The sequence below is a fragment of the Pseudomonas sp. Je.1.5.c genome, assembly GCF_051129895.1.
GTDB lineage: Bacteria > Pseudomonadota > Gammaproteobacteria > Pseudomonadales > Pseudomonadaceae > Aquipseudomonas > Aquipseudomonas urmiensis.
Genome location: NZ_JBCPSP010000015.1, coordinates 68,032 through 92,232, shown reverse-complemented (window position 1 = coordinate 92,232; position 24,201 = coordinate 68,032). Strand labels below are relative to the sequence as shown.

The following is a 24,201-nucleotide window of genomic DNA, read 5'->3' as shown; positions in this document are numbered from 1 at the left end:
CCGCTGATCGGTGAAGACACTGTCAGGTTCGTGTAAATCTTGCGCCATGGAGAAACACTAGGCTTTAGAAACAAAAAAAGCGACCCGAAGGTCGCTTTCTCTGTGTTGCCTCAGGCGTTCAAGGGGCCTGGAGGCGAAGATGGCGCAGCGGACGGGACTCGAACCCGCGACCCCCGGCGTGACAGGCCGGTATTCTAACCGACTGAACTACCGCTGCGTATCATTCAGGCTTGCGCCCAATTGAAACTGGGATCTGCTTTCCAAGTCGCACTTGGAAGTCAGGCACAAAAAAAGCGATATCTTAATCGCTTCTCTTGTTTTGCTGCGAGGCGTTCAAGGGGCCTCGTAGCAGAAGATGGCGCAGCGGACGGGACTCGAACCCGCGACCCCCGGCGTGACAGGCCGGTATTCTAACCGACTGAACTACCGCTGCGTATCGTTCAGGCTTGCGCCCGATTGAAACTGGGATCTGGCACCAAGGCTTGGCCTTAGTACCTCAGACCGGTGACAAGCACCCATCTGGAGAAAAGTGGCGCAGCGGACGGGACTCGAACCCGCGACCCCCGGCGTGACAGGCCGGTATTCTAACCGACTGAACTACCGCTGCGCATAGTGGACTTGCGTCCTGCTCCTCTCGATTAGGAAGCTTCTTGCGAAGGCTCCAAGTTCAGGAACGTCTCAGGAAGTGGTGGGTGATGACGGGATCGAACCGCCGACCCTCTGCTTGTAAGGCAGATGCTCTCCCGGCTGAGCTAATCACCCATTGTGCTGCTTGTGTTGCGTGTTACGTTTGCTTCGCTGAGGCCGCGAAATTTACGCAGGTACCGATGCTAAGTCAATACCCCCATTGAATTTTTTTTCAAAAAGAGCAAAAAACCTTAGGTCTTCTGCAGAGTGGGCTTGCCGGTAAAGAGGTTGGCCCAGGCAACACCGCCATCCTCGCGCAAAAACGAAAAAGAGACCCTATGGCCTCTTCTTGTCTTTCTGCTTACCGCTCAGGTGTAGATCATCTTACGACTCATGCCGCCGTCGACCACAAACTCCTGACCAGTGACGAACCCCGCCTGCCTGGACAACAGCCAGGCCACCAGCGCCGCGACATCTTCCACGGTCCCTACCCTGCCCGCAGGATGCTGGGCATGGTCAGCATCGCTCAACGGCTCGGCACGGCGTTGGGCAGGATCACGCGCATCGATCCAACCCGGGCTGACTGCATTGACACGGATCTCCGGACCCAGGCTCATCGCCAGGGCATGGGTCAGCGCCAGCAGGCCACCCTTGCTCGCCGCATAAGCCTCGGTATCGGGCTCGGACTGGCGTGCACGGGTCGAGGTCAGATTGACGATCGCCCCGCCATGGGCGCGCAGATAAGGTGCACAGTGCTTGGCCAATAGCATCGGCCCATTGAGGTTGACCGCCAGCACCCGATTCCATTGAGCCAGGCTCAAACTCTCGAGGGTGTGGTTGTGCGGGTTGGCAATGGCCGCGTTGCACACCAACGCGTCCAATCGACCAAACTGCCCAAGCACCTCGGAGACCCCGGCACTGACCTGGGCTTCGTCGGCGACATCCATGGTGATGAACCAGGCATTGTCGCCAAGTGCCTTGGCCACCTTGGCGCCGCGCGGCCGGTCAAGGTCGCTGAGTACCACCTGCCAACCTTCGCAGATAAGCCAGGCAGCGATGCCCAGGCCGATGCCGCGTGCGGCACCGGTAACCAGGGCTACCCGACCGTTATGGCCCGGTTCGCCGCCCTTCCAGTCGATCACAGCGCAGCCAGCCCACGTGCCAGGTCGGCTTGCAGGTCAGCGACATCTTCCAGGCCCACTGCAATGCGGATCAGGCTGTCGCGGATTCCGGCAGCCTCGCGCTCTTGCGGCGACAGACGGCCGTGGGAGGTGGTGGCCGGGTGGGTGATGGTGGTCTTGCTGTCACCCAGGTTAGCGGTGATCGAAAGCAGACGCGTGGCATCGATGAAGCGCCAGGCGCCGTCTTTGCCGCCCTTGACCTCAAAGCTCACCACTGCGCCGAAATCGCTCATCTGGCGCTTGGCCAACTCGTGCTGTGGATGGCTGGCAAGACCGGCGTAATGGACTTTCTCCACGCCCTCTTGCTGCTCCAGCCACTGCGCCAGCGCCTTGGCGCCCTCGCAGTGGGCACGCATGCGCAACTTGAGCGTTTCCAGACCCTTGAGGAACACCCAGGCGTTGAATGGACTCAAGGTCGGCCCCGCAGTGCGCAGGAAGCCCACCACTTCTTTCATCTGCTCGCTACGACCCGCCACGGCGCCGCCCATGCAACGGCCCTGGCCGTCGATGAACTTGGTCGCCGAATGCACGACGATGTCGGCCCCGAGCTTGAGCGGCTGCTGCAGCGCCGGGGTGCTGAAGCAGTTGTCCACCACCAGCATCGCACCACGGGCATGGGCGATCTCGGCCAGCGCGGCGATATCCACCAGCTCCGCCAAGGGGTTGGATGGCGACTCGACGAACAGCAGCTTGGTGTTGGCCTTGATGCCCCGCTCCCAACCGCTCAGGTCAGCCAGCGGCACGTAGTCCACTTGCACGCCAAAGCGCTTGAAATACTTCTCGAACAAGCTGATGGTCGAACCGAATACGCTCTGCGACACCAGCACATGGTCACCGGCGCTGCACAGCGCCATCACCGTGGACAGGATCGCCGACATGCCCGTGGACGTACCCACGGCCTGTTCTGCACCTTCCAGCGCCGCCAGGCGCTCTTCGAAGGCGCGCACGGTCGGGTTGGTGTAGCGCGAATAAACGTTGCCCGGTGTTTCACCGGCAAAGCGCGCAGCCGCATCGGCAGCCGTGCGGAATACATAGCTGGAGGTGAAGAACAGCGGGTCGCTGTGTTCGGCCTCCGGCGTGCGGTACTGACCGGCGCGCACCGCCAGGGTGTCGAAACCGACACCCTCCAGGTCGCTGTCCAGTCGCCCGGCATCCCATTGATCACTCATGCCGTCGCTCCCAAATCAGTTGTTGTACAGGTCGATGATCGCGCTGACTGCCTGGGTCTTGACCTTGGCCGCATCGTTGCGGGCCTGCTCGATGCGTTCCAGATAGGCGTCGTCGATGTCGCCGGTGACGTACTCACCGTCGAACACTGCGCAATCGAAATGCTCGATCTTGATCTTGCCGCCACCGACCGATTCGATCAGGTCTGGCAGGTCTTGGTAGACCAGCCAATCGGCGCCGATCAACTCGGCCACCTGGTCGGTGGTACGGTTGTGGGCGATCAGTTCGTGAACACTCGGCATGTCGATGCCGTAGACGTTGGGGTAACGCACCGCCGGAGCGGCGGAGCAGAAGTAGACGTTCTTGGCACCGGCCTCGCGGGCCATCTGGATGATCTGCTTGCACGTGGTGCCACGCACGATCGAGTCGTCGACCAGCATCACGTTCTTGCCGCGGAACTCAAGCTCGATGGCGTTGAGCTTCTGTCGGACCGATTTCTTGCGCGCGGCCTGGCCGGGCATGATGAAGGTACGGCCGATGTAGCGGTTCTTGACGAACCCTTCGCGGAACTTGACGCCCAGGTGGTTGGCCAGCTCCAGCGCGGCGGTGCGGCTGGTGTCCGGGATCGGGATAACCACGTCGATGTCGTGCTCAGGGCGCTCGCGGCGAATTTTCTCGGCCAGCTTCTCACCCATGCGCAGACGCGCCTTGTACACCGAGACGCCATCCATGATCGAGTCAGGACGGGCCAGGTAGACGTGTTCGAAGATGCACGGCTTGAGCTGCGGATTGGTCGCGCACTGCTTGGTGTACAGTTGGCCTTCTTCGGTGATGTACACCGCCTCGCCCGGCGCCAGGTCGCGGATCAGGGTGAAGCCGAGCACGTCCAGCGCCACGCTTTCCGAGGCGATCATGTACTCGACGCCTTCGTCGGTGTGACGCTGGCCAAATACCACCGGGCGGATACCGTTAGGGTCACGGAAGCCGACGATGCCGTAGCCGGTGATCATCGCCACGACCGCGTAGCCGCCGACGCAGCGGCTGTGAACATGGGAAACCGCAGCGAACACATCTTCTTCGGTCGGCTGCAGCTTGCCGCGTACGGCCAACTCGTGGGCGAACACGTTGAGCAACACTTCCGAATCGGAGTTGGTGTTGACGTGGCGCAGGTCAGACTCGTAGATCTCCTTGGCCAGCTGCTCGACGTTGGTCAAGTTGCCGTTGTGCGCCAGGGTGATGCCATAAGGCGAGTTGACGTAGAACGGCTGGGCCTCGGCCGAAGTCGAGCTGCCCGCAGTCGGGTAGCGCACATGGCCGATACCCATGTGGCCGACCAGACGCTGCATGTGCCGCTGCTGGAAGACGTCGCGCACCAGACCATTGTCCTTGCGCAGGAACAACCGGCCGTCATGGCTGGTCACGATACCGGCAGCATCCTGGCCGCGGTGCTGAAGGACCGTTAGCGCGTCATACAGCGCCTGATTGACGTTCGACTTACCGACAATACCGGTGATGCCACACATGCGACGCAACCCCTACTTTGATGAAACTTGAGTGAATAGCGCTCAAGGCCTGGCAGGCCCGAGCAACTGTTCCGTGAACGGAAGATCAGCAGGTACGCTGACCCCACTGGACATCCACTGACCGGTCATCCCTAGGATAAGGTTTTTTGACCAGTCAGCGACCAATAGAAATTGTGGTATCAGGCGTGATTCCTGCCACCACGGATCCTGTTGCACCGGCCCCAGGCTCAGCAGCCCGACCGCCACGACGACCAGCAAGGCACCCCGGGCGGCGCCAAAGGCCATGCCCAGGAAGCGATCGGTACCGGACAGCCCGGTTACGCGGATCAGCTCGCCTATGAGGAAATTGAGCATCGCCCCAACGATCAGGGTGGCGATGAAAAGAATGGTACAGCCGGCGATGACCCGTGCCGAAGGCGTCTGGATATAGCTTTCCAGGTACTGCGACAACGAACCGCCGAACATCCAGGCTACAGCGCCCGCCACTATCCAGATGATAAGCGACAGGGCTTCCTTGACGAAGCCGCGCGTAAGACTGATCAATGTGGAAACGGCGATGATCGCGATGATCGCCCAATCAACCCAGGTAAATGCCACGGTGCTGCCTGCAGACGTTTGAGGCGGCGCATTTTACCAGAGCGGCGGGCCGGGGGTAAGCGGAATGTCGGGGCGTTGAGGCATTGGCATCATCGACATGGCCTCAAGGGACGGTTTACCCCGGCTGCTGCTATCGCGGGGCAAGCCCGCTCCCACGTAGCAAGCGTAGGCTCCAATATTCTGGCCAGGCAGGTACCGCGTGGGAGCGGGCCAGCCCCGCGATAGCCTCAGGCCAGGCAGCAAATACCTTGAACACGAAGGCGCCCGTGGTCAGCTACGCTCCGGCTGGAACCTGACCACGAAGCCCTTGAGCTTGTGCTGGCGATTGATCACATCACGCAGACGCTCGGCCTCGGCGCGCTCGATCAATGGCCCGACATACACCCGGTTCATGCCATCGGCAGAACGGATATAGGCGTTGTAGCCCTGGCTGCGCAAGGTTTTCTGCAGATTATCGGCACCGACACGGTTGGACAGGCTGGCCAACTGGATCGACCAGCTCACCGGCAGGCCATTGGCGTCGATCTTCGACGGTGCTGCAGGCTTGGCGGCGCTGGCTGCTGTCGCCGGCGCTGGAGTTGCCGCCGGACGGGTCTCGACCTTGGCCGCTGGCGCCGGTGCCACCGGCTTGGCGGCGGGCGCCTGGGCCTGCGGCACGGCAGACGGCGCCGGCGCAATCGGCTGGCTCGGCGTGCTAGCCGGTGCAGTCGACTCATCGACGACCACTGGCGGCTGTTCGGACAGATCCGCTACCGGCTGCTGCTCAGGCACCTGGATCGTCTCGACCTGCACTTGCGGCAAGCTCGGCATCGCCGGCGCCTGCGGCGCATCGACCTGCACCTGACGCATTTCGTCCTCGCGGCTGAATAACATCGGCAAGAAGATCACCGCCAGCGCCACCAGCACCAGCGCACCAACCATGCGCTGTTTCATTCCCTTATCCAGCACTGCCATCTACTCCACCCTCAGGAGCCTGCCGTTCAAGCCATTCCAGGGCCTGACCGACACAGAAAAACGAACCGAACAGCACGATCTGATCATCTGCCGTCGCCTGCGCGCACTGTCCTTCCAAAGCAGCCTCGACGCTGGCATAAGACTTCACCGTAGCGCCGAGGTTCGTCAAGGCCGTTGCCAACTCAGCCGCCGGGCGCGTGCGCGGTGTAGCCAAAGGTGCCACCGCCCAGTTGTCGAACAGGCCCTGCAGCGGCGCTACCACGCCTTGCAGGTCTTTGTCGGCGAGCAGGCCGAACACCGCCAGGCGCTTGCCCTGCGGCGCTCGTGCGGCGAGGCGACGAGCCAGGTACTCGGCAGCATGGGGGTTATGCCCCACATCCAGGAGCAGCTCGACGCGCTTGCCGTGCCAGACCAATGCACGACGATCCAGACGACCGGTGATGCGAGTATCGAGCAGGGCCTGGCGGACTTGCCCGGCCTCCCACGGCAAGCCCATCAACAGGTAGGCCTGCAACGCCAGCGCGGCGTTTTCCATCGGCAGGTCGAGCAGCGGCAGGTCATGCAACTCGACCGCCGCGCCATCGAGCTTGCGCCCACGCCACTGCCAATGATTAGCCGTCTCGGCCAGATCGAAATCGCGCCCGCGTAGCAACAGCGGGCAGGCCAACTCGCGGGCCTTGTCCAGCAACGGTTGCGGTGGCAGCAGATCGCCACACAGGGCCGGTTTGCCCTGGCGGAAGATACCGGCCTTTTCGAAGGCCACTGACTCGCGGCTATCGCCCAGGTAGTCGACATGATCGACGCCAATGCTGGTAACCAGCGCGAGGTCGGCATCGACCAGGTTGACCGCATCCAGCCGGCCACCGAGGCCGACTTCGAGCACCACGGCATCCAGAGCCGACCGATGGAACAGCCAGAACGCCGCCAGGGTGCCCATTTCGAAATAGGTCAGGGAAATCTCGCCGCGCGCCGCCTCGACGGCGGCGAAGGCTTGGCACAACTGCTCATCGCTGGCGTCGACGCCATCGATGCGCACCCGCTCGTTGTAATGCAGCAGGTGCGGCGAGCTGTAGACGCCGACCTTGAGGCCCTGGGCCTGGAGCAAGGCGGCGACGAAGGCACAGGTCGAACCCTTGCCGTTGGTACCGGTAACGGTCACTACCCGAGGCGCCAGCTTGCCCAGCCCGAGCCGCTGGAGAACCTGTTGCGAACGCTCCAGGCCCATGTCGATGGCCGAAGGGTGCAGCTGCTCGAGATAGGCGAGCCAGTCGCCGAGGGTACGTTGAGTCATTACGCGACGGCCGCCACTTCCTGAGCTTCGGCCGGGGTCGGCTGGCCAGTCATCTGTGCCAGCAGGCGAGCCAGGCGCGGACGCAGCTCGTGACGCGAGATGATCAGGTCGATGGCGCCGTGCTCGAGCAGGAACTCACTGCGCTGGAAGCCTTCTGGCAGCTTCTCGCGAACGGTCTGCTCGATGACGCGCGGGCCGGCAAAGCCGATCAGCGCCTTAGGCTCGCCAACGATCACATCGCCAAGCATCGCCAGGCTGGCGGAAACGCCACCGTAGACCGGGTCGGTCAGCACGGAGATGAACGGAATGCCTTCTTCGCGCAGGCGCGCCAGCACTGCCGAGGTCTTGGCCATCTGCATCAGCGAGATCAGCGCTTCCTGCATACGTGCACCGCCCGAGGCGGAGAAGCAGATCATCGGGCAGCGGTTTTCCAGCGCGTAGTTGGCGGCACGGACGAAACGCTCACCGACGATGGCACCCATCGAGCCACCCATGAAGGAGAACTCGAAGGCGCTGACCACGATCGGCATGCCCATCAGGGTGCCGCTCATGGAGATCAGGGCGTCTTTCTCGCCGGTCTGCTTCTGCGCGCCAGCCAGGCGGTCCTTGTACTTCTTGCCGTCGCGGAATTTCAGGCGGTCAACCGGCTCCAGATCGGCACCGAGCTCGGCACGGCCGTCGGCGTCGAGGAAGATGTCGATGCGCGCACGGGCGCCGATACGCATGTGATGATTACACTTGGGGCAGACATCCAGGGTCTTTTCCAGCTCAGGACGATACAGCACGTTCTCGCAGGCTGGGCACTTGTGCCACAGGCCTTCCGGTACCGAGCTCTTCTTCACCTCGGAACGCATGATCGATGGGATCAGTTTGTCGACTAACCAGTTGCTCATGCTTTCTTTCTCCAGTATTTGGCGGGCGGGGACCGATCTGGCCGGCCATGCCCTACCCTTGAGCTCATATTCTTCAATGAAACGATGATGGACCGGCTCCGGGGCCCGCTACTGCGCGAAGCCAACCGAACGACCGAACCCTCTTCAATCTGTCATGCCGGCGCCATTGACACCGACTCTGCACCTGGCTGCGCCTGCAACAGCACGCGCGCCTGGCAGCAAAAGGCTGCGATAGCTATGGACGATGGCGCGCGGCCAGCCGTCACATCTGCCTTCACGCCTGCTTCACTGCACGCACGAACGCCTCGATCTTGGCGGCGTCCTTGATGCCCTTGGCTTGCTCGACCCCACCGCTGACATCCACCGCATAAGGGCCAACCTGGGCAATCGCCTGGCCGACGTTGCTCGGGTTCAGACCACCAGCGAGGATAATCGGTTTACTCAAGCGTGGCGGCACCAGCGACCAGTCGAAAGCTTCGCCAGTCCCCCCCGGGACGCCGGCGACGAAGGTATCCAGGAGAATCCCGCTGGCATTGGCGTAGTGCTTGCACTGAGCTTCAAGGTCATCGCCAGGACGCACCCGCAAGGCCTTGATCCAGGGCCGGTGAAAACCGTCGCAGTCAGCCGGGGTTTCGTCGCCGTGGAACTGTAGCAGGTCCAGCGGTACCGCCTCGAGGATCTCGTTGAGCTCGCAGCGCGAGGCATTGACGAACAGGCCAACGGTGGTCACGAACGGCGGCAGCGCGGCAATGATCGCCCGCGCCTGCTGCACGTCCACCGCACGCGGGCTCTTGGCATAGAAGACCAGGCCGATGGCATCGGCGCCGGCTTCGGCGGCGGCCAGGGCGTCTTCGATGCGGGTAATCCCGCAGATCTTGCTGCGAACGTTGCTCATGGACGGCGAACCTTGAGTAATCGGTGAAAGGCCGGATGTTAGCAAATCACTTTTCGCCCGTCAGTCTGCCAAGGCGTCGAAACCGGTAAGAAAGTGTGGGCCGATGTAACGCTGGGGCAAGGTGAACTGCTCAGGGTACTCAACTTGCACCAGGTACAGGCCATACGGATGCGCGGTCACCCCGGCCTCGCGGCGATCGCGGCTTTGCAGCACTTCGCGGGCCCACTCGATCGGCCGCTCGCCGCTGCCAATGCTCATCAGCACCCCAGCGATGTTGCGCACCATGTGATGCAGGAACGCCGTGGCGCGGATGTCCAGGACGATCATCTGGCCATGGCGGGTGACGCGCAGGTGGTACATGTGCTTGACCGGCGACTTGGCCTGGCATTGGCTGGCACGAAAAGCGCTGAAGTCATGGGTACCGAGCAGGTATTGCGCCGCTTGGGCCATACGCTCGACGTCCAGCGGGCGGTGGTTCCAGGTGACTTCCTCGGCCAGGTGCGCCGGACGGATCGGATCGTTGTAGATGACGTAGCGGTAGCGCCGGGCAGTGGCCTTGAAGCGCGCGTGAAAATCCGCCGGCATCTGCTGCGCCCAGGCCACGCTGATGTCTCGCGGCAGGTTGAAGTTGGTGCCCATGGTCCAGGCGCGCTCATCGCGCACGGCATTGGTATCGAAGTGCACGATCTGCCCGCAGGCATGCACGCCGGCGTCGGTGCGCCCGGCGCAGACCACCGAGATCGGCGCATTGGCCACCTTCGACAACGCCTGCTCAAGGGCCTGCTGGACACTGGCCACACCGCTGGCCTGGCGTTGCCAGCCGCGGTAGCGAGCGCCTTTGTATTCCACGCCCAGGGCGATGCGCGAGTAGCCTTCGGCCGCCGATTCGGCCGCGTCGTTGTCGATGATGTCCAAGTAACTGAAACCTGTGGATGGAACGAAGGGCGGCATTATAACGACAACGGCAGCCTTCTGGGCTGCCGTTGCGGGGCTTGCATCAGGGGCCGCGTCGCCCTCTTCGCGGGCAAGCCCGCTCCTAAAAGGATCGCACGCCCCTCAAGATCAATGCGGTACCTGTGGGAGCGGGCTTGCCCGCGAAAAGAACACCACCGACCTGAAGTCTTACACCAGCCGGGACAGCATCTCCTCAGCTTCACTGCGCTGACCGTCATCACCATCCTTGACCACTTCATCGAGGATGTCGCGCGCGCCCTGGTGATCACCCATATCGATATAGGCACGGGCCAGATCGAGCTTGGTGGCCACTTCGTCGGCACCGGAGAAGAAGTCAAAGTCCAGGTCGTCCAGCGGCTCCGGCTCCTGCGCGGCGTCGGCAGCGGTGAATTGCGCCTCCAGCGACGGCGTTTCGAGGTTCTGCGAGAGCTTGTCCAGTTCGGCGTTGACGTCGTCCAGCTCCGAGGCAAAGTTCTTTGCCGCGGGCGAGTCGTCTTCCAGCGACAGCGACAGGTCGAAGTCGTCTGGCAGCTCCAGTTCGGAGATCGGATCGAACTCGGGAATCTCGTCGAACGCTGCCAGCTCAGCGGCCACATCCACCGGGGCTTCCTCGGCCGGAGTCGCAACTGGCGAATCACCGACATCCAGATCGAAGTCGGCCAGGTCGTCGACGCTCTGCGGCTCGGCCTCAGCTTGGGCCTGGGCCAGCAGCGCTTCGAAGTCGTCATCGGCATCCGTTTCACCGACTGCCGGCTCAACCACCTCGGGCTGCTCGAACTGAGCCTCAGGTTCAATAGCAGGCTCAACCTCATCCAGGATCGGCGACTGCAACTGATCATCCAGCGCCAGGTCATCGTCCAGACTCAGATCGAAGGCACTGTCCAGGTCGCTCTCTTCGACGGGTGTCACATCGGCGAGTACTTGCGGCTCAGGCTCGACTACAGGCTCGGACACCAGCTCCTCGACCACAGGCTCAGGCTCGCCTAGCTCAGCAGCCGGGATATCCTGTTCGTCTTGCAGCAGCTCTTGAACGTATTGCTCGTCCAGCTCTGCCGCCAGGGCCGCCGCGCCAAGGCCGGCAGCCGCCACGGCGACCATGGCCGGGAAGCGTTCCTTGAGCGATTCGACCTCAGCCTTGTTCTGCTCATTGCCCGCCAGCTTGCGCTCCTGATCGGCAAAGGCGTTCTGGTCGCCTTGACGTGCGTAGACCTCCATCAGCTTCAAGCGCAGGTCGCTGCGCTCAGGCTCGGCGGCCACAGCCGTCTCGAGCAGGTCGGCGGCGTGATTGAGGCGACCACGCTGCAGGCTCAGTTCGACTTCGGCCAGCAGCTTGTCGAGCGGATCTTCTTGCGGCTCTGGCGCAGGCGCCATCACCGGGGCGACGACCGCAGGCTTCTCCGCTGCCGTAGCGGCTGCGGCAGAAGCCGCCACCACTGCCGGCGACAGGGTCACGCTTGGCGCCGACACATCCAGTTCATCGAAGCTGCTTGGCGGCAGGTCCAGATCAGGGTTGCGCTCCCCCTCCTCCGACAAGGCGCGGGCCATGCGCAGGTGCTTCTCGGCTTCCTGCTGAGCCTTGCGCTTGCGTGCCAACAACAGCAGCAACAGCAGCAACACAAGGAACGCCGAGCCAGCAATCAGGCCCAACAGCAATGGATTACCGAGCAGCTCGTCGAGTGCGCTCTGCTCAGTCTTGGCTTCAGCGCCCGGCGCGGCTTGCGGCGCGGTATCGACCGCAGCGGGTGCTGGCTCGACGACAGGCTCCGCTGGCGTCAGCTGGGCGTTGACGGCTGGCTGGGCCGGCGCAGGCTCACCTGGCAGAGCAGCGACTGGCGGCGTCTGCCCGGCGGCGCCTTGGGCTTCGAGGCGCGCCAGTTGGTCATTTTTCAGTTGGATCAGACGCTGCAGCTTGTCCAGCTGGCTCTGCAGGTCGGTCATGCGGCTCTTGAGTTCTTCGTTGTCGCGTCGGCTGGTGTCCAGGCTCTCCTGGGCGACCGCCAATTTGTCGTTGAGCTCCTTCGCCCCAGCCGCCCCTGCTTGATTGCCAGGGCTGACCAGACGCAGGTTGTCGCCCTGGGCGATGCGCGATGGCGCCGCCTCGGCTGCGCCGCGACGGGTCGCGTCGAGTTGACGAGCGCGCGGCCCCAAACGGCGGCCTTCGCGCCAGGCCGCGTACTGCTCGGCCACCTCACGGTTCGCTTCGCCTTGGGCAATGCTCTGAATCTGCTGCTGATCCGGCAGACGCAAGACCTGGCCGATCTTCAGCTGGTTGATGTTGTTGCCAATGAAGGCATCCGGGTTCAGTGCCTGGATCGCCAGCATGGTCTGCTGCACCGAGCCGCCCTGGCTGTTGCGCGCGGCAATCTGCCAAAGGGTGTCACGGCGTTTGGTGGTGTAGCTACCAGCGCCGCTGACCGGCGCGCTGATGTTGGCCGCCGCAGGCTGCTCGCCCTGGGCCTTGGCCTGGTCGAGCAGGACGCTGTAGTCGCGCAGCAGACGGCCCTGCGGCCACATCACCTGGACCAGGAACTTGACCACAGGCTCGCTCAATGGCCGGCTGGAGGTAACCCGCAGCACGCTCTTGCCATTGGGATTGAGCACCGTGGTGAAGGTCAGGTCCTCGACATAGGGTGGATAGGCCACCCCGGCCTTGGCGAATTCTTCCGGCGACGCCAGGCTCGGCGCCACTTCGGCAGCGGAGAGGTCGCGCACGTCGAGCAATTCGATCTCGGCGTCCAGCGGCTGGTTCTGTGCCGACTTGAGGGTCAGCTCACCCAACCCCAGGGCATTCGCCATGCCGGACGACAGCGCAGATGCTGCCGCCATGGCCAAAACCAGTTTGCGAATTCGAAGCATGACCTCTTCCCTTGTATGAATCGTCCCAAAATCTAATGTGATATAGGACAAAATTGCTTGGCTTTGTACAAAAAGTGCCTGCGCGACGATCATGCTGCGGTGAAAATGCTGCGGTGAAAACAGGCTCGGAATGCTCATTTACAACCAGTAAACTGCGCTTCCTCGCCTGTTTTCGCCTTGCCTGATCGCCGCTCGGCGACTTTTCGTGCAAACCCTCAGAAGTATCTTTTAGAGCCTGTCTTTTATCAACAATTGAGCGATTTGAACGGCATTGAGCGCAGCGCCTTTGCGCACATTGTCGGTGGTGAGCCAGAGGTTGAGCTGTTGCTCTTCATCAATGCCAAGGCGTACACGACCAACATAGACCACGTCTTGGCCCACTGCGTCACCCACCGGCGTCGGATAATCGTCCGCTTCGACCAGCTCGATACTGTCGGCCGCGTCCAGGGCCTGATTGACTGCCACCAGGTCCACCGGGCGGCGGCTTTGTACGGCCACACTCAAGCTATCGCCGAAAAACACCGGGACTTGAACGCAGGTCACGGAAATCTTCAGCGCAGGCATGTCCAGTAGCACACGTAGCTCATTGACCAAGCGCCGCTCTACGGCGGTGTGCCCCTGCTCATCGCTGGCACCGACCTGGGCCAGCAGGTTGAAAGCGATCTGCCGGTCGAAGAAGCGTGGCTCCAATGGACGGGCATTGAGCAGCTCGGCGGTCTGGCGCGCCAGCTCACTGACCGCTTCCTTGCCCTGGGCCGACACTGCCAGGTTGGCCATGACCTGAACGCGCTCGATATCCAGCAGACCTTTGAGCGGCGCCAGGGCCACCGCCAGCGCAACGGCGGCAGCGCTTGGGCTGGTGATTTGCGCCGGCAGGGTCAGCTTGGCCAGCTGATCGCCATTGGCTTCCGGGACCAGCGCCAGCGCCTGATCGAGACCACCTGACAGGTCGATGACCGTGCAGCCGGCGGCATGGGCCTTGGCTGCGAAACTGCGGCTGACGGCCGGGCCCGCGGCGAAGAAGGCCAGCTGGGCCTGGCTGAAGTCGAAGCTGTCAACTTCGCGCACACGCACTTTCTTGCCAGCGAACATTACGCTGCTACCAGCAGATTCCATGCTGGCGAGCAGGTGCAGGGTTTTGACCGGGAAGCTGAGTTCTTCGAGGATCTGCACGAGGGTTTCACCGACGCTACCGGTGGCGCCGATGACGGCGATGTCTAGGGGTTGGCTCATGGGAAATCCTCTGCGGGTTCGGCGGGAGCGGCACTTTACTTGGATTATTGGGCTTGGGGTACCTTCAGGGCATTTGAATAGCCTCGGATGCGCTATTGCTATCGCGGGGCAAGCCCGCCCCCACGCCAGCCCCGACCTTGGCTGCGAAACTTGCGTGGGGGCGGGCTTGTCCCGCGATAGAGCCTTAACAGCCCCCTAAAAGCAAAAAACCCGCGCTCAGCAAGAGCACGGGTTTCGGTCAAGCCAGGCGCAATCAACGCTCGAGCAAGATCCGCAGCATACGCCGCAGCGGCTCTGCAGCGCCCCACAGCAACTGGTCGCCAACGGTGAAGGCACCCAGGTACTGCGAACCCATGTTGAGCTTGCGCAGACGGCCAACCGGTACATTCAAGGTGCCGGTGACCTTGGTCGGGCTCAGCTCCTGCATGCTGATCTCACGCTGATTCGGCACCAGCTTCACCCATGGGTTGTGCTGGCTGATCATGCCTTCGATATCGGCCAACGGCACGTCTTTGTTCAGCTTGATGGTCAGCGCCTGGCTGTGGCAACGCATGGCGCCGATGCGCACGCAGATACCGTCGACCGGGATCGGGCTCTTGAAGCGACCCAGGATCTTGTTGGTTTCAGCCTGGGCCTTCCACTCTTCGCGGCTCTGGCCGTTCGGCAGTTCCTTGTCGATCCACGGAATCAGGCTGCCGGCCAGCGGCACGCCGAAGTTCTCGGTCGGGAAGGCTTCACTGCGCATGGCCTCGGCCACTTTGCGGTCGATGTCGAGGATGGCGCTGGCCGGATTGGCCAACTCATCGGTGACCGCCGCATTGATGCCGCCCATCTGCTTGATCAGCTCGCGCATGTTCTGTGCGCCAGCACCGGAGGCGGCCTGGTAGGTCATGGCGCTCATCCACTCGACCAGACCGGCTTCGAACAGGCCACCCAGGCCCATCAGCATCAAGCTGACGGTGCAGTTGCCGCCGATGTAGTTCTTGGTCCCGGCGTCGAGCTGCTGGTCGATCACCTTGCGGTTGACCGGGTCGAGGATGATCACCGCGTCATCCTGCATGCGCAGCGAGGAAGCGGCGTCGATCCAGTAACCCTGCCAGCCGGCTTCGCGCAGCTTGGGGAAGACTTCGTTAGTGTAGTCGCCGCCCTGGCAGGTCAGAATGACGTCGAGGGTCTTGAGCTCTTCAATGCTGTAGGCGTCCTTGAGCGGAGCAATATCCTTGCCCACGTTCGGACCTTGGCCACCCACATTGGAGGTGGTGAAGAACACCGGCTCGATCAGGTCGAAATCCTGCTCTTCGAGCATCCGCTGCATGAGCACGGAACCGACCATTCCACGCCAACCGATCAGACCTACACGTTTCATCGCAACTACACCTTTGCTAAAAGTGGGCCACCACCGAGACAGAACGGTGGCGGGCCAGAGAGATTACAGATTCCGCAGCGCTGCGACTACTGCGTCGCCCATTTCCTGCGTACCGACTTTGCTGCAACCAGCCGACCAGATGTCGCCAGTGCGCAGCCCTTGATCCAGCACCAGGCTGACCGCCTGCTCGATCGCCTCGGCAGCGGCGTGCTGGTTGAAGCTGTAACGCAGCATCATCGACACCGAGAGGATGGTCGCCAACGGGTTGGCAATGCCCTGCCCGGCGATGTCCGGGGCCGAGCCGTGGCACGGCTCGTACATGCCCTTGTTATTGGCATCCAGCGACGCCGAAGGCAGCATGCCGATGGAGCCGGTCAGCATGGAAGCTTCATCCGACAGAATGTCGCCGAACATGTTGTCGGTCACCACCACGTCGAACTGCTTGGGCGCGCGTACCAGCTGCATGGCGGCGTTATCGACGTACATGTGGCTCAGCTCGACGCCCGGGTAGTCCTTGGCCACGTCTTCGACCACTTCCCGCCACAGCTGGCTGGACGCCAGTACGTTGGCTTTGTCTACCGAGCACAGCTTGTTGCCACGCACGCGGGCCATGTCGAAACCGACGCGGGCAATCCGGCGGATCTCGCTTTCGCTGTACGGCAGGGTGTCGTAGGCCTGGCGCTCGCCGTTCTCCAGCTCGCGCTGGCCACGTGGGGCACCAAAGTAGATGCCGCCAGTCAGCTCACGGACGATGAGGATGTCCAGGCCGGCGACGATTTCTGGCTTGAGCGAGGAGGCATCGGCCAGTTGCGGATAGAGAATGGCCGGACGCAGGTTGGCGAACAGGCCCAGTTGCGCACGGATTTTCAGCAGACCGCGCTCCGGGCGGATGTCGCGCTCGATCTTGTCCCACTTCGGCCCGCCAACGGCGCCGAGCAGTACAGCGTCAGCCTCGCGCGCACGCTCCAGGGTTTCATCAGCCAGCGGCACGCCATGTTTGTCGATGGCCGCGCCACCGATCACGTCGTGCTCCAGGGCGAAGCCAAGCTGGAACTTGTCATTGGCCAGCTCCAGCACCTTGACCGCTTCGGCCATGATTTCCGGACCAATGCCATCACCTGGGAGAATCAGAATCTGCTTGCTCATGCTTTCCTCTATCCATTCAAACGGCGCGCCGGTAGCGGCTTCGCCGGAAAATACTAGCGCTCAGCCCACAACACCAGCACGTCGGTGCTGAACGAGCCATCGGCTTCGATCTGGTAATACTGCCGCACTTCCTCGCCCATCGCTTGCTGCAATTGGCGAATGGCCACGCGCAGCGCATCAGGGGTGCGCATGCGCTCGACCCAGGAGTTCCACTCAAGGCGCAGGCGCTGGCGGCTGTGGCTGCGCACATGCAAACCTGCCTCGCTGACCTGGCGCTGCCATTCGGCGGCCGAATAATCGCGCACGTGGCTGGTGTCACGCAGCACTTCGACGCTCTGCAAGTAGGTATCGAGCAACGGGCTGCCCGGCGACATGACATCGACGAACGCCGCCACCCCACCCGGCTTGAGCACCCGGCGCACTTCGCGCAAGGCCAGGCCCAGGTCGCTCCAATGATGCGCAGAGTAGCGACTGAAGACGAAATCGAACGCGGCATCGGCAAACGGTAAGCGTTCCGCCGCACCGCGTTCGGTAGTGATATTGGCCAGGCCGCGTTGTGCCGCGGCGCTGGCGACCACGTCGAGCATCGAGTGCGACAGGTCATAGGCGACGACCTCGGCAACCAATGGCGCGACGTGGAAACTGACATGACCGGCACCACAGCCCAGGTCCAGCACCCGGGCGTCGGCATGGCCGGCGAGCTCGGCCTGCAGCAGGGCAAACTCGCTGCCTTGGGCGTGCACGGCGCTGCTCAGGTAGGCACTGGCCTGCTCGCCGAACTGGCGCTGGACGACGTCGGTGTGTTGGCTACTGGTCATGGATCGGTCCTTATCTGGTTTTGCCTGTGCCGGCGCTATCGCGGGGCAAGCCCGCTCCTACACGATGAGCGCTGCCCCTGTAGGAGCGGACTTGCCCCGCGATGAGGCCGGTACAGTCACTTACACACTTCAGGCATCGCGGAACAACCACGGCTGGCTCTGGCGATGCTTGCCCTCGAACGCCGTGATCGCATCGGCGTCCTGCAAGGTCAGGCCAATGTCGTCCAGGCCGTTGAGCAAGCAATGCTTGCGGAAGGCGTCGATCTCGAAATGCAGCACCTTGCCATCTGGACGAGTCACCGCCTGGGCTTGCAAGTCCACGGTCAACTGATAGCCAGGGTTGGCTTCAACCTGCTTGAACAGTTCATCGACTTCCTCATCGCTGAGGATGATCGGCAGCAAGCCGTTCTTGAAGCTGTTGTTGAAGAAGATGTCGGCAAAACTTGGCGCGATCACGCTACGGAAACCGTACTCGTCCAACGCCCAAGGCGCGTGCTCACGGCTGGAGCCACAACCGAAGTTCTCGCGGGCGAGCAGCACGCTGGCGCCCTGGTAACGCTCGTGGTTGAGCACGAACTCTTTGTTCAGCGGGCGCTTGCTGTTGTCTTGGTAAGGCTGCCCCACATCCAGGTAGCGCCACTCGTCGAACAGGTTCGGGCCGAAGCCGGTGCGCTTGATCGACTTGAGAAACTGCTTGGGAATGATCTGGTCGGTATCGACGTTGGCGCGATCCAACGGTGCGACCAAGCCGGTGTGCTGGGTAAAGGCTTTCATGCTGCGCTCCCTTGGATCAACTCGCGGACATCGATGAAGTGACCGGTCACTGCGGCGGCGGCGGCCATCGCCGGGCTCACCAGGTGGGTACGACCACCGGCGCCTTGGCGGCCTTCGAAGTTACGGTTGGAGGTCGAGGCGCAGTGCTCGCCGCTTTCCAGGCGATCCGGGTTCATCGCCAGGCACATCGAGCAGCCGGGTTCACGCCATTCAAAACCGGCTTCGATGAAGATCTTGTCCAGCCCTTCACGTTCGGCTTGCGCCTTGACCAGGCCTGAACCCGGTACCACCAACGCCTGCTTGACGTTGGCAGCGACCTTGCGGCCTTTAGCGATGTCGGCAGCGGCGCGCAAGTCTTCGATCCGCGAGTTGGTGCACGAACCGATGAACACCCGATCCAGACGGATATCGGTGATCGCTTGATTGGCGCTCAAGCCCATGTATTTGAGCGCACGTTCGATCGAACTACGCTTGATCAAGTCTGGCTCGGCAGCAGGGTCCGGCACGCGCTGATCGACCGCCAGCACCATCTCTGGAGAAGTGCCCCAGCTGACCTGCGGCTTGATTTGCGCAGCGTCCAGCTCGACCACGGTGTCGAACACCGCATCTGCGTCGGAGACCAGGCCCTTCCAGGCGGCCACTGCCTGGCTCCACTGAGCAGGCGTCGGCGCGTAGGGACGCCCTTCAACGTAATCGATAGTGGTGTCATCCACTGCCACCAAGCCAACCCGGGCACCGGCCTCGATGGACATGTTGCAGATGGTCATACGGCCTTCCATCGACAGATCGCGGATGGCGCTCCCGGCGAACTCCATGGCGTGGCCGTTGCCACCGGCGGTGCCGATCTTGCCGATCACGGCGAGGACGATGTCCTTGGCGGTGACGCCCTCAGGCAATTTGCCTTCGACGCGCACCAGCATGTTTTTCATTTTCTTGGCCACCAGGCACTGGGTCGCGAGCACATGCTCGACCTCGGAGGTGCCGATGCCGTGGGCCAATGCGCCAAAGGCGCCGTGGGTCGAGGTGTGCGAGTCGCCGCACACCACGGTCATGCCTGGCAAGGTCGCGCCCTGCTCTGGGCTGATGACGTGAACGATGCCTTGGCGCTCGTCGTTCATCTTGAATTCGACGATGCCGTATTCGTCACAGTTCTCGTCGAGGGTCTGCACCTGCAGGCGCGACACCTGGTCGGCGATGGCCTCGATGCCGCCCTTGCGCTCAGGGGTGGTTGGCACGTTGTGGTCAGGCGTGGCGATGTTGGCGTCGATGCGCCATGGCTGGCGGTTAGCCAGGCGCAGACCTTCGAAGGCCTGAGGCGAAGTCACTTCGTGAATGATGTGGCGATCGATGTAGATCAAGGACGAGCCGTCGTCGCGTCGCTTGACTTCATGCGCATCCCAGAGTTTGTCGTAGAGCGTTTTGCCGGCCATCAGACTGTTCCTCATCAGCGTCTTTCTATGCCAATAACCCCTTGGCTTGTACGGTCGATGCTATGGGGTTAGATTGAATAACTCAAATTCATAATTTTTATGCTTTGGATAACCTGAAGGAATACAAACGGTGGACCTGGCCAACCTGAGCGCATTTATCGCCATCGCCGAGACCGGCAGTTTCTCCGGGGCCGGCGAACGCCTGCATTTGACTCAGCCGGCAATCAGCAAACGCATCGCTGGCCTTGAGCAGCAACTGGACGTCCGCCTGTTCGACCGCTTGGGCCGGGAGGTGACCTTGACCGAAGCCGGCCGGGCATTGCTGCCGCGGGCTTATCAAATCCTCAACGTATTGGATGATACCCGACGGGCGCTTACCAATTTGACCGGGGAAGTGAGCGGTAGGCTGACCCTGGCGACAAGCCACCATATTGGTTTACACCGCCTTCCCCCACTACTACGGGCATTCACTCGCGAGCACCCAAAAGTCGCGTTAGATATTCAGTTTCTTGATTCAGAAGCGGCCTACGACGAAATTCTCCATGGCCGGGCGGAAATCGCCGTCATCACCCTGGCACCCGAGCCGCACCACCTGGTTCGGGCGGTATCGGTGTGGGACGATCCACTGGACTTCGTCGCCTCCCCCGAGCATCCGTTGACCAGCAACGGCGCAGTCAGCCTGGCCGACGTCGCCAGCCATCCGGCCGTGTTCCCGGGCGGCAACACCTTTACCCGGCACATTGTTCAACGCCTGTTCGAAAGCCAGGGCCTGACGCCGAACATCGCCATGAGCACCAACTACCTGGAAACCATCAAGATGATGGTGTCGATTGGCCTGGCCTGGAGCGTGCTACCGCGCACCATGCTCGATGAACAAGTTGCACCCATCGCTTTACCCGGCGTAAAGCTGTCGCGACAGCTAGGCTACATTCTGCACACCGAGCGAACGCTGTCGAACGCAGCCAGGGCGTTCATGGCCCTGCTCGACAGCCACGCAGGGCCCGCCTGACCGGTCGTCAGCACGGCATTTCACTCTCAGGGACGCGTCATTCGCCAAAGGTCTGGTATCGATGCCCAAATCAGTTAATCGCTTTGCGCGCCTGCCGCGCATCCCTGCGGCCGACCCGCAGGCGTCGGAACAGGCTTGGCAGAATGCCCCACAACTATTGGCCGCCCTCAATGGTGCACGCCTGGGCGCCTGGCTGTGGGACATCGAGAGCGGTCGGGTCAGCTGGTCGCGCGGCACCCAGGCATTATTTGGCTTCGACCCGCTGCGGCCGCTGCCCAGCGACATCGACTACCTCGACCTGCTGCCTGAAGAGGACCGCGCGCGCACCCGCCAGGCCTTTCAGGCGGTGGTCAACGGCGAACCGATCGAACAGGCCATGCGCCATCGTATCCGCTGGCCAGATGGCAGCATGCACTGGCTGGAGATCAACGGCAGCCTGACCCAAGACCGCCATGGCCGGCGGCAGATGATCGGGGTGATCCGCGAGATCACCCGCCAGCGCGAACGCGAAACCGCCCTGATCAACTCGGAAAAACGCTTCGCCACCCTCTTCCACCTGAGTCCCAACGCGATTCTGCTGACCCGCCGTAACGACGGCATGCTGTTCGAGGTCAACCAGCACTTTGAAGACATGTTCGGCTGGCCCGGTGCGCAGATCGTCGGCAAGACCAGCATCGAGCTCGGCCTGTGGGTCAATCCCGACCAGCGTCACCAGGTGCTGGAAGCCACCCGCAACACCAGCGGCCCGGTGACCATGGAAGTGCAATTTCGCGCCAGCAGCGGCAAGATCCACGACGGCATCCTCTGCACCCAGGGCATTGAGCTTGAAGGCGTCACGTTCCTGCTCAGTACCTTCGTCGACACCAGTGAACGCAAACGCGCCGAACAGGCACTCAAGGACAGCCAGGAGCGTCTGGACCTTGCCCTGGATTCCGCGCAACTGGGCACCTGGGACTGGCACATCCCCAGTGGCATGCTGTATGGCTCGGCCCGCGCCGCACAGCTGCATGGGCTCGACCCAGTACCCTTTCACGAGTCGTTCGAAGCCTTTTTCGAAGGCGTGCCGGAACAGGAGCGCAATGTCATGCGCCAGGCCTATCGCAGTTTGCGCGAAGGCCCGGCGGGCAATTATCAGATCACCTACCGGGTGGAGCTGGAAAACGGCGCCTCGCGCTACATCGAAAGCCGCGCCCGGCTCTACCGCGACGAACAAGGCAACCCGCTGCGCATGGCCGGCACCTTGCTCGACATCACCGACCAGGTCGAGCGCGAGCTGCGCCTGAGTGCGTCGGAAGAGAAGTTCGCCAGCCTGTTCCAGGTCAGCCCCGACCCGATCTGCGTAACCCGCCAGGATTCTGGCCAGTTCATCGAGATCAATCCGGCATTCACCCAGACCTTCGGCTGGAACGCCGAGCAGGTGATTGGCCGTACCGCCGAGGAGATTGGCCTGTGGGCCGAATCGGCCGAACGCGCACACCGCATCGAGCGGGTAATCCGCGAGCAGGACTTGAGCAATGTCGCGGTGGTGGTCAACCACCGCAGCGGCGCAGCCCTGACCTGCGTGATTTCCAGCCGCCTGATCACGGTCGACAACCAACCCTGCAGCGTCACCTCACTGCGCGACATCACCCAGCAGCAACGCGCCGAAGCGGCGCTCAAGGCCAGCGAGGAGAAGTTCGCCAAGGCCTTCCATTCCAGCCCCGACGCGATCACCATCACCGAGCGTGAGACCGGCCGTTACCTTGAGGTCAACGATGGCTTCTGCCGACTGACCGGCTACAGCGCTGCCGAGGTGGTCGGGCAGTCGGTGTATGAGATCGGCATCTGGGCCGATGACAAACAGCGCAGCGCCCTGCTCAACGAGCTCAAGGAGCGCGGCCGGGTGCATCACCGGGAGATGCTCGGGCGCAACAAGCGCGGCGATATTCTCACCGTCGAAGTGTCGGTAGAACCCATCAGCCTCAACGAGAGCGATTGCCTGCTGCTGACCGCGCGCGACGTCAGCCAACTGAAGAACGCCCAGGCGCAGATCCGCCACCTGGCCTATCACGACCCGCTGACCAACCTGCCCAACCGCGCCTTGCTGATGGATCGCCTCAGCCAGCAGATCGCCCTGCTCAAGCGCCACAACCTGCGCGGCGCGCTGCTGTTCCTCGATCTCGACCATTTCAAGCACATCAACGACTCGCTCGGCCATCCAGTCGGCGACACGGTGCTGAAGATCATCACTGCGCGCCTGGAAGCCAGCGTGCGCCTTGAGGATACCGTGGCGCGCCTGGGCGGCGATGAGTTCGTGGTGCTATTGACCGGCCTTGAAGGCAGCCGCGAGGCGGTGGAAACCCAAGTCCGCGAGCTGGCCGACACCCTGCGCGAGCTGCTCGCCGAGCCGATGTCGCTGGATGGCCAGCGCCTGCAAGTGACCCCAAGTATTGGTGTGGCATTGATCCCCGACCATGGCGCCACCCCCGCCGACCTGCTCAAGCGCGCCGATATCGCCCTGTACCGGGCCAAGGACTCCGGGCGCAACACCACCCAGCTGTTCCACACCACCATGCAGAAGGCCGCCAGCGAGCGCCTGCGCATGGAGAACGACCTGCGCCTGGCCTTGGCCCGGGGTGAACTGGCGCTGCACTTCCAGCCCCAGGTGGATGCCCGCGATAACCGCATCGTTGGCGCCGAAGTGCTGCTGCGCTGGCACCATCCGCAATTGGGCCAGCAGCCACCGGCCCAGTTCATTCAGGTACTCGAAGAAAGTGGCTTGATCCTTGAAGTTGGCAGCTGGATCCTCGACGAAGCCTGCGATGCCTGCGCCCATATGCTGCAGGACGGCCTGATCGATGCCGACGATTTCAGCCTGTGCGTGAACATCAGCCCTCGGCAGTTCCGCCAGAACGATTTCGTCGAGCGAGTGCTGCGCAGCCTCGACGACTACCGCCTGCCACGGCACATGCTCAAGCTGGAGATCACCGAAGGCATCGTCATCCAGAACCTGGAGGACACCATTGCCAAGATGCGCGAGCTCAAGCGCTATGGCGTAAGTTTTGCCATGGATGATTTTGGCACCGGTTACTCATCGCTGACCTACCTCAAACGGCTGCCGGTGGATGCGCTGAAGATCGACCAGACCTTTGTCCGCGACGCGCCGATCGACCCCAATGATGCCGAGATCGTCCGCGCCATCGTGGCCATGGCCCGCAGTCTTGAGCTCGCGGTGATTGCCGAGGGTGTGGAATTGACCGAGCAGCTAGAGTTTCTTGAGCGGCTGGGCTGTCACCTGTACCAGGGGTACCTGCACAGCCGGCCACTGCCGCTGCAGGAGTTCCGGCAGATGCTGCTGGAAGCGCCAGCTGACTACTGAAAGAAATGCGTGGGAGCGGGCTTGCCACGCGATTATCGTTCGCGAGGCCGGCTTCGCCACTTGTGCCTTGGCAAATGCGGGGCAAGTCCGCTCCCACGCTATGTACATCCATAACATGTACATCCATGA

The 24,201-nt window shown here is 62.6% G+C and carries 18 protein-coding genes and 4 tRNA genes; 2 read left to right on the top strand and 20 right to left on the bottom strand.

The genetic code is table 11. The features are described 5' to 3' along the window. Nucleotides 1-140: 140 nt before the first annotated feature. The 20 genes from AAZU54_RS13630 to leuC form a co-directional block, all read right to left on the bottom strand. Nucleotides 141-217: transfer RNA gene (locus AAZU54_RS13630), tRNA-Asp, on the bottom strand. A gap of 139 nt (nucleotides 218-356) precedes the next feature. Then, nucleotides 357-433: transfer RNA gene (locus AAZU54_RS13625), tRNA-Asp, on the bottom strand. Nucleotides 434-530: 97 nt separating this feature from the next. Next, nucleotides 531-607, bottom strand: a tRNA-Asp gene (locus AAZU54_RS13620). Between the two features lie 79 nt (nucleotides 608-686). Beyond that, nucleotides 687-762, bottom strand: a tRNA-Val gene (locus tag AAZU54_RS13615). A gap of 233 nt (nucleotides 763-995) precedes the next feature. After that, nucleotides 996-1,769, bottom strand: a complete 774-nt coding sequence (locus AAZU54_RS13610) for an SDR family oxidoreductase (protein WP_186557693.1) — start codon at nucleotides 1,767-1,769, stop codon at nucleotides 996-998. Continuing rightward, a complete protein-coding gene (locus AAZU54_RS13605) occupies nucleotides 1,766-2,977 on the bottom strand; it encodes an O-succinylhomoserine sulfhydrylase (RefSeq protein WP_186557692.1) in 1,212 nt (403 codons plus the stop codon). The genes AAZU54_RS13610 and AAZU54_RS13605 overlap by 4 nt, the downstream gene beginning before the upstream one ends. A 15-nt stretch (nucleotides 2,978-2,992) precedes the next feature. Next, nucleotides 2,993-4,498, bottom strand: a complete 1,506-nt coding sequence (purF, locus tag AAZU54_RS13600) for an amidophosphoribosyltransferase (protein ID WP_186557691.1) — start codon at nucleotides 4,496-4,498, stop codon at nucleotides 2,993-2,995. A gap of 42 nt (nucleotides 4,499-4,540) precedes the next feature. Beyond that, a complete protein-coding gene (locus tag AAZU54_RS13595) occupies nucleotides 4,541-5,095 on the bottom strand; it encodes a CvpA family protein (protein ID WP_434727272.1) in 555 nt (184 codons plus the stop codon). 270 nt (nucleotides 5,096-5,365) lie between these two features. Continuing rightward, complete coding sequence (locus tag AAZU54_RS13590) at nucleotides 5,366-6,049, bottom strand: SPOR domain-containing protein (protein ID WP_186557689.1); 684 nt, start codon at nucleotides 6,047-6,049, stop codon at nucleotides 5,366-5,368. Beyond that, complete coding sequence (folC, locus tag AAZU54_RS13585) at nucleotides 6,033-7,340, bottom strand: bifunctional tetrahydrofolate synthase/dihydrofolate synthase (protein WP_392465542.1); 1,308 nt, start codon at nucleotides 7,338-7,340, stop codon at nucleotides 6,033-6,035. Before folC ends, AAZU54_RS13590 begins: the two co-directional genes overlap by 17 nt. Further along, on the bottom strand, nucleotides 7,340-8,233 hold the full coding sequence (gene accD, locus AAZU54_RS13580) for an acetyl-CoA carboxylase, carboxyltransferase subunit beta (RefSeq protein WP_186557687.1): 894 nt from the start codon (nucleotides 8,231-8,233) through the stop codon (nucleotides 7,340-7,342). The genes folC and accD overlap by 1 nt, the downstream gene beginning before the upstream one ends. Nucleotides 8,234-8,507: 274 nt before the next feature. Then, nucleotides 8,508-9,128 carry a phosphoribosylanthranilate isomerase gene (locus AAZU54_RS13575; protein ID WP_405128826.1) on the bottom strand — a complete coding sequence of 207 codons (621 nt, stop codon included), beginning with the start codon at nucleotides 9,126-9,128 and terminating at the stop codon, nucleotides 8,508-8,510. A 60-nt stretch (nucleotides 9,129-9,188) separates the two neighbouring features. Then, a complete protein-coding gene (truA, locus tag AAZU54_RS13570) occupies nucleotides 9,189-10,079 on the bottom strand; it encodes a tRNA pseudouridine(38-40) synthase TruA (protein WP_186557685.1) in 891 nt (296 codons plus the stop codon). A 171-nt stretch (nucleotides 10,080-10,250) separates the two neighbouring features. Then, entirely contained in the window at nucleotides 10,251-12,938 is a 2,688-nt protein-coding gene (locus AAZU54_RS13565) for a FimV/HubP family polar landmark protein (RefSeq protein ID WP_434727271.1), read from the bottom strand. 228 nt (nucleotides 12,939-13,166) lie between these two features. Beyond that, on the bottom strand, nucleotides 13,167-14,171 hold the full coding sequence (locus tag AAZU54_RS13560; protein WP_186557683.1) for an aspartate-semialdehyde dehydrogenase: 1,005 nt from the start codon (nucleotides 14,169-14,171) through the stop codon (nucleotides 13,167-13,169). A gap of 253 nt (nucleotides 14,172-14,424) precedes the next feature. Further along, nucleotides 14,425-15,537, bottom strand: a complete 1,113-nt coding sequence (gene asd / locus AAZU54_RS13555; RefSeq protein WP_186557682.1) for an aspartate-semialdehyde dehydrogenase — start codon at nucleotides 15,535-15,537, stop codon at nucleotides 14,425-14,427. Between the two features lie 63 nt (nucleotides 15,538-15,600). Beyond that, nucleotides 15,601-16,683, bottom strand: a complete 1,083-nt coding sequence (gene leuB / locus AAZU54_RS13550; RefSeq protein WP_186557681.1) for a 3-isopropylmalate dehydrogenase — start codon at nucleotides 16,681-16,683, stop codon at nucleotides 15,601-15,603. 53 nt (nucleotides 16,684-16,736) lie between these two features. After that, complete coding sequence (locus AAZU54_RS13545) at nucleotides 16,737-17,501, bottom strand: class I SAM-dependent methyltransferase (RefSeq protein WP_186557680.1); 765 nt, start codon at nucleotides 17,499-17,501, stop codon at nucleotides 16,737-16,739. A 129-nt stretch (nucleotides 17,502-17,630) separates the two neighbouring features. Further along, nucleotides 17,631-18,275 carry a 3-isopropylmalate dehydratase small subunit gene (gene leuD / locus AAZU54_RS13540; protein ID WP_186557679.1) on the bottom strand — a complete coding sequence of 215 codons (645 nt, stop codon included), beginning with the start codon at nucleotides 18,273-18,275 and terminating at the stop codon, nucleotides 17,631-17,633. After that, nucleotides 18,272-19,705 (bottom strand): 3-isopropylmalate dehydratase large subunit, encoded by a 1,434-nt coding sequence (gene leuC, locus AAZU54_RS13535; RefSeq protein WP_186557678.1) that lies wholly within the window; start codon nucleotides 19,703-19,705, stop codon nucleotides 18,272-18,274. The genes leuD and leuC overlap by 4 nt, the downstream gene beginning before the upstream one ends. Nucleotides 19,706-19,835: 130 nt before the next feature. Between leuC and AAZU54_RS13530 the strand changes: the two genes are divergently transcribed. Further along, nucleotides 19,836-20,714: a LysR family transcriptional regulator gene (locus tag AAZU54_RS13530; protein ID WP_186557677.1), complete on the top strand. Its 879-nt coding sequence runs from the start codon at nucleotides 19,836-19,838 to the stop codon at nucleotides 20,712-20,714. 61 nt (nucleotides 20,715-20,775) lie between these two features. Then, complete coding sequence (locus AAZU54_RS13525; RefSeq protein ID WP_186557676.1) at nucleotides 20,776-24,072, top strand: PAS domain S-box protein; 3,297 nt, start codon at nucleotides 20,776-20,778, stop codon at nucleotides 24,070-24,072. Nucleotides 24,073-24,201: the final 129 nt, after the last annotated feature.

Coding starts and splice junctions, on each gene's coding strand:
- AAZU54_RS13605 (WP_186557692.1), bottom strand. CDS start 2,977: ATGAGTGATCAATGGGATGCCGGGCGACTGGACAGCGACCTGGAGGGT.
- purF (WP_186557691.1), bottom strand. CDS start 4,498: ATGTGTGGCATCACCGGTATTGTCGGTAAGTCGAACGTCAATCAGGCG.
- AAZU54_RS13590 (WP_186557689.1), bottom strand. CDS start 6,049: ATGGCAGTGCTGGATAAGGGAATGAAACAGCGCATGGTTGGTGCGCTG.
- folC (WP_392465542.1), bottom strand. CDS start 7,340: ATGACTCAACGTACCCTCGGCGACTGGCTCGCCTATCTCGAGCAGCTG.
- accD (WP_186557687.1), bottom strand. CDS start 8,233: ATGAGCAACTGGTTAGTCGACAAACTGATCCCATCGATCATGCGTTCC.
- AAZU54_RS13575 (WP_405128826.1), bottom strand. CDS start 9,128: ATGAGCAACGTTCGCAGCAAGATCTGCGGGATTACCCGCATCGAAGAC.
- truA (WP_186557685.1), bottom strand. CDS start 10,079: ATGCCGCCCTTCGTTCCATCCACAGGTTTCAGTTACTTGGACATCATC.
- AAZU54_RS13565 (WP_434727271.1), bottom strand. CDS start 12,938: ATGCTTCGAATTCGCAAACTGGTTTTGGCCATGGCGGCAGCATCTGCG.
- AAZU54_RS13560 (WP_186557683.1), bottom strand. CDS start 14,171: ATGAGCCAACCCCTAGACATCGCCGTCATCGGCGCCACCGGTAGCGTC.
- asd (WP_186557682.1), bottom strand. CDS start 15,537: ATGAAACGTGTAGGTCTGATCGGTTGGCGTGGAATGGTCGGTTCCGTG.
- leuB (WP_186557681.1), bottom strand. CDS start 16,683: ATGAGCAAGCAGATTCTGATTCTCCCAGGTGATGGCATTGGTCCGGAA.
- AAZU54_RS13545 (WP_186557680.1), bottom strand. CDS start 17,501: ATGACCAGTAGCCAACACACCGACGTCGTCCAGCGCCAGTTCGGCGAG.
- leuD (WP_186557679.1), bottom strand. CDS start 18,275: ATGAAAGCCTTTACCCAGCACACCGGCTTGGTCGCACCGTTGGATCGC.
- leuC (WP_186557678.1), bottom strand. CDS start 19,705: ATGGCCGGCAAAACGCTCTACGACAAACTCTGGGATGCGCATGAAGTC.
- AAZU54_RS13525 (WP_186557676.1), top strand. CDS start 20,776: ATGCCCAAATCAGTTAATCGCTTTGCGCGCCTGCCGCGCATCCCTGCG.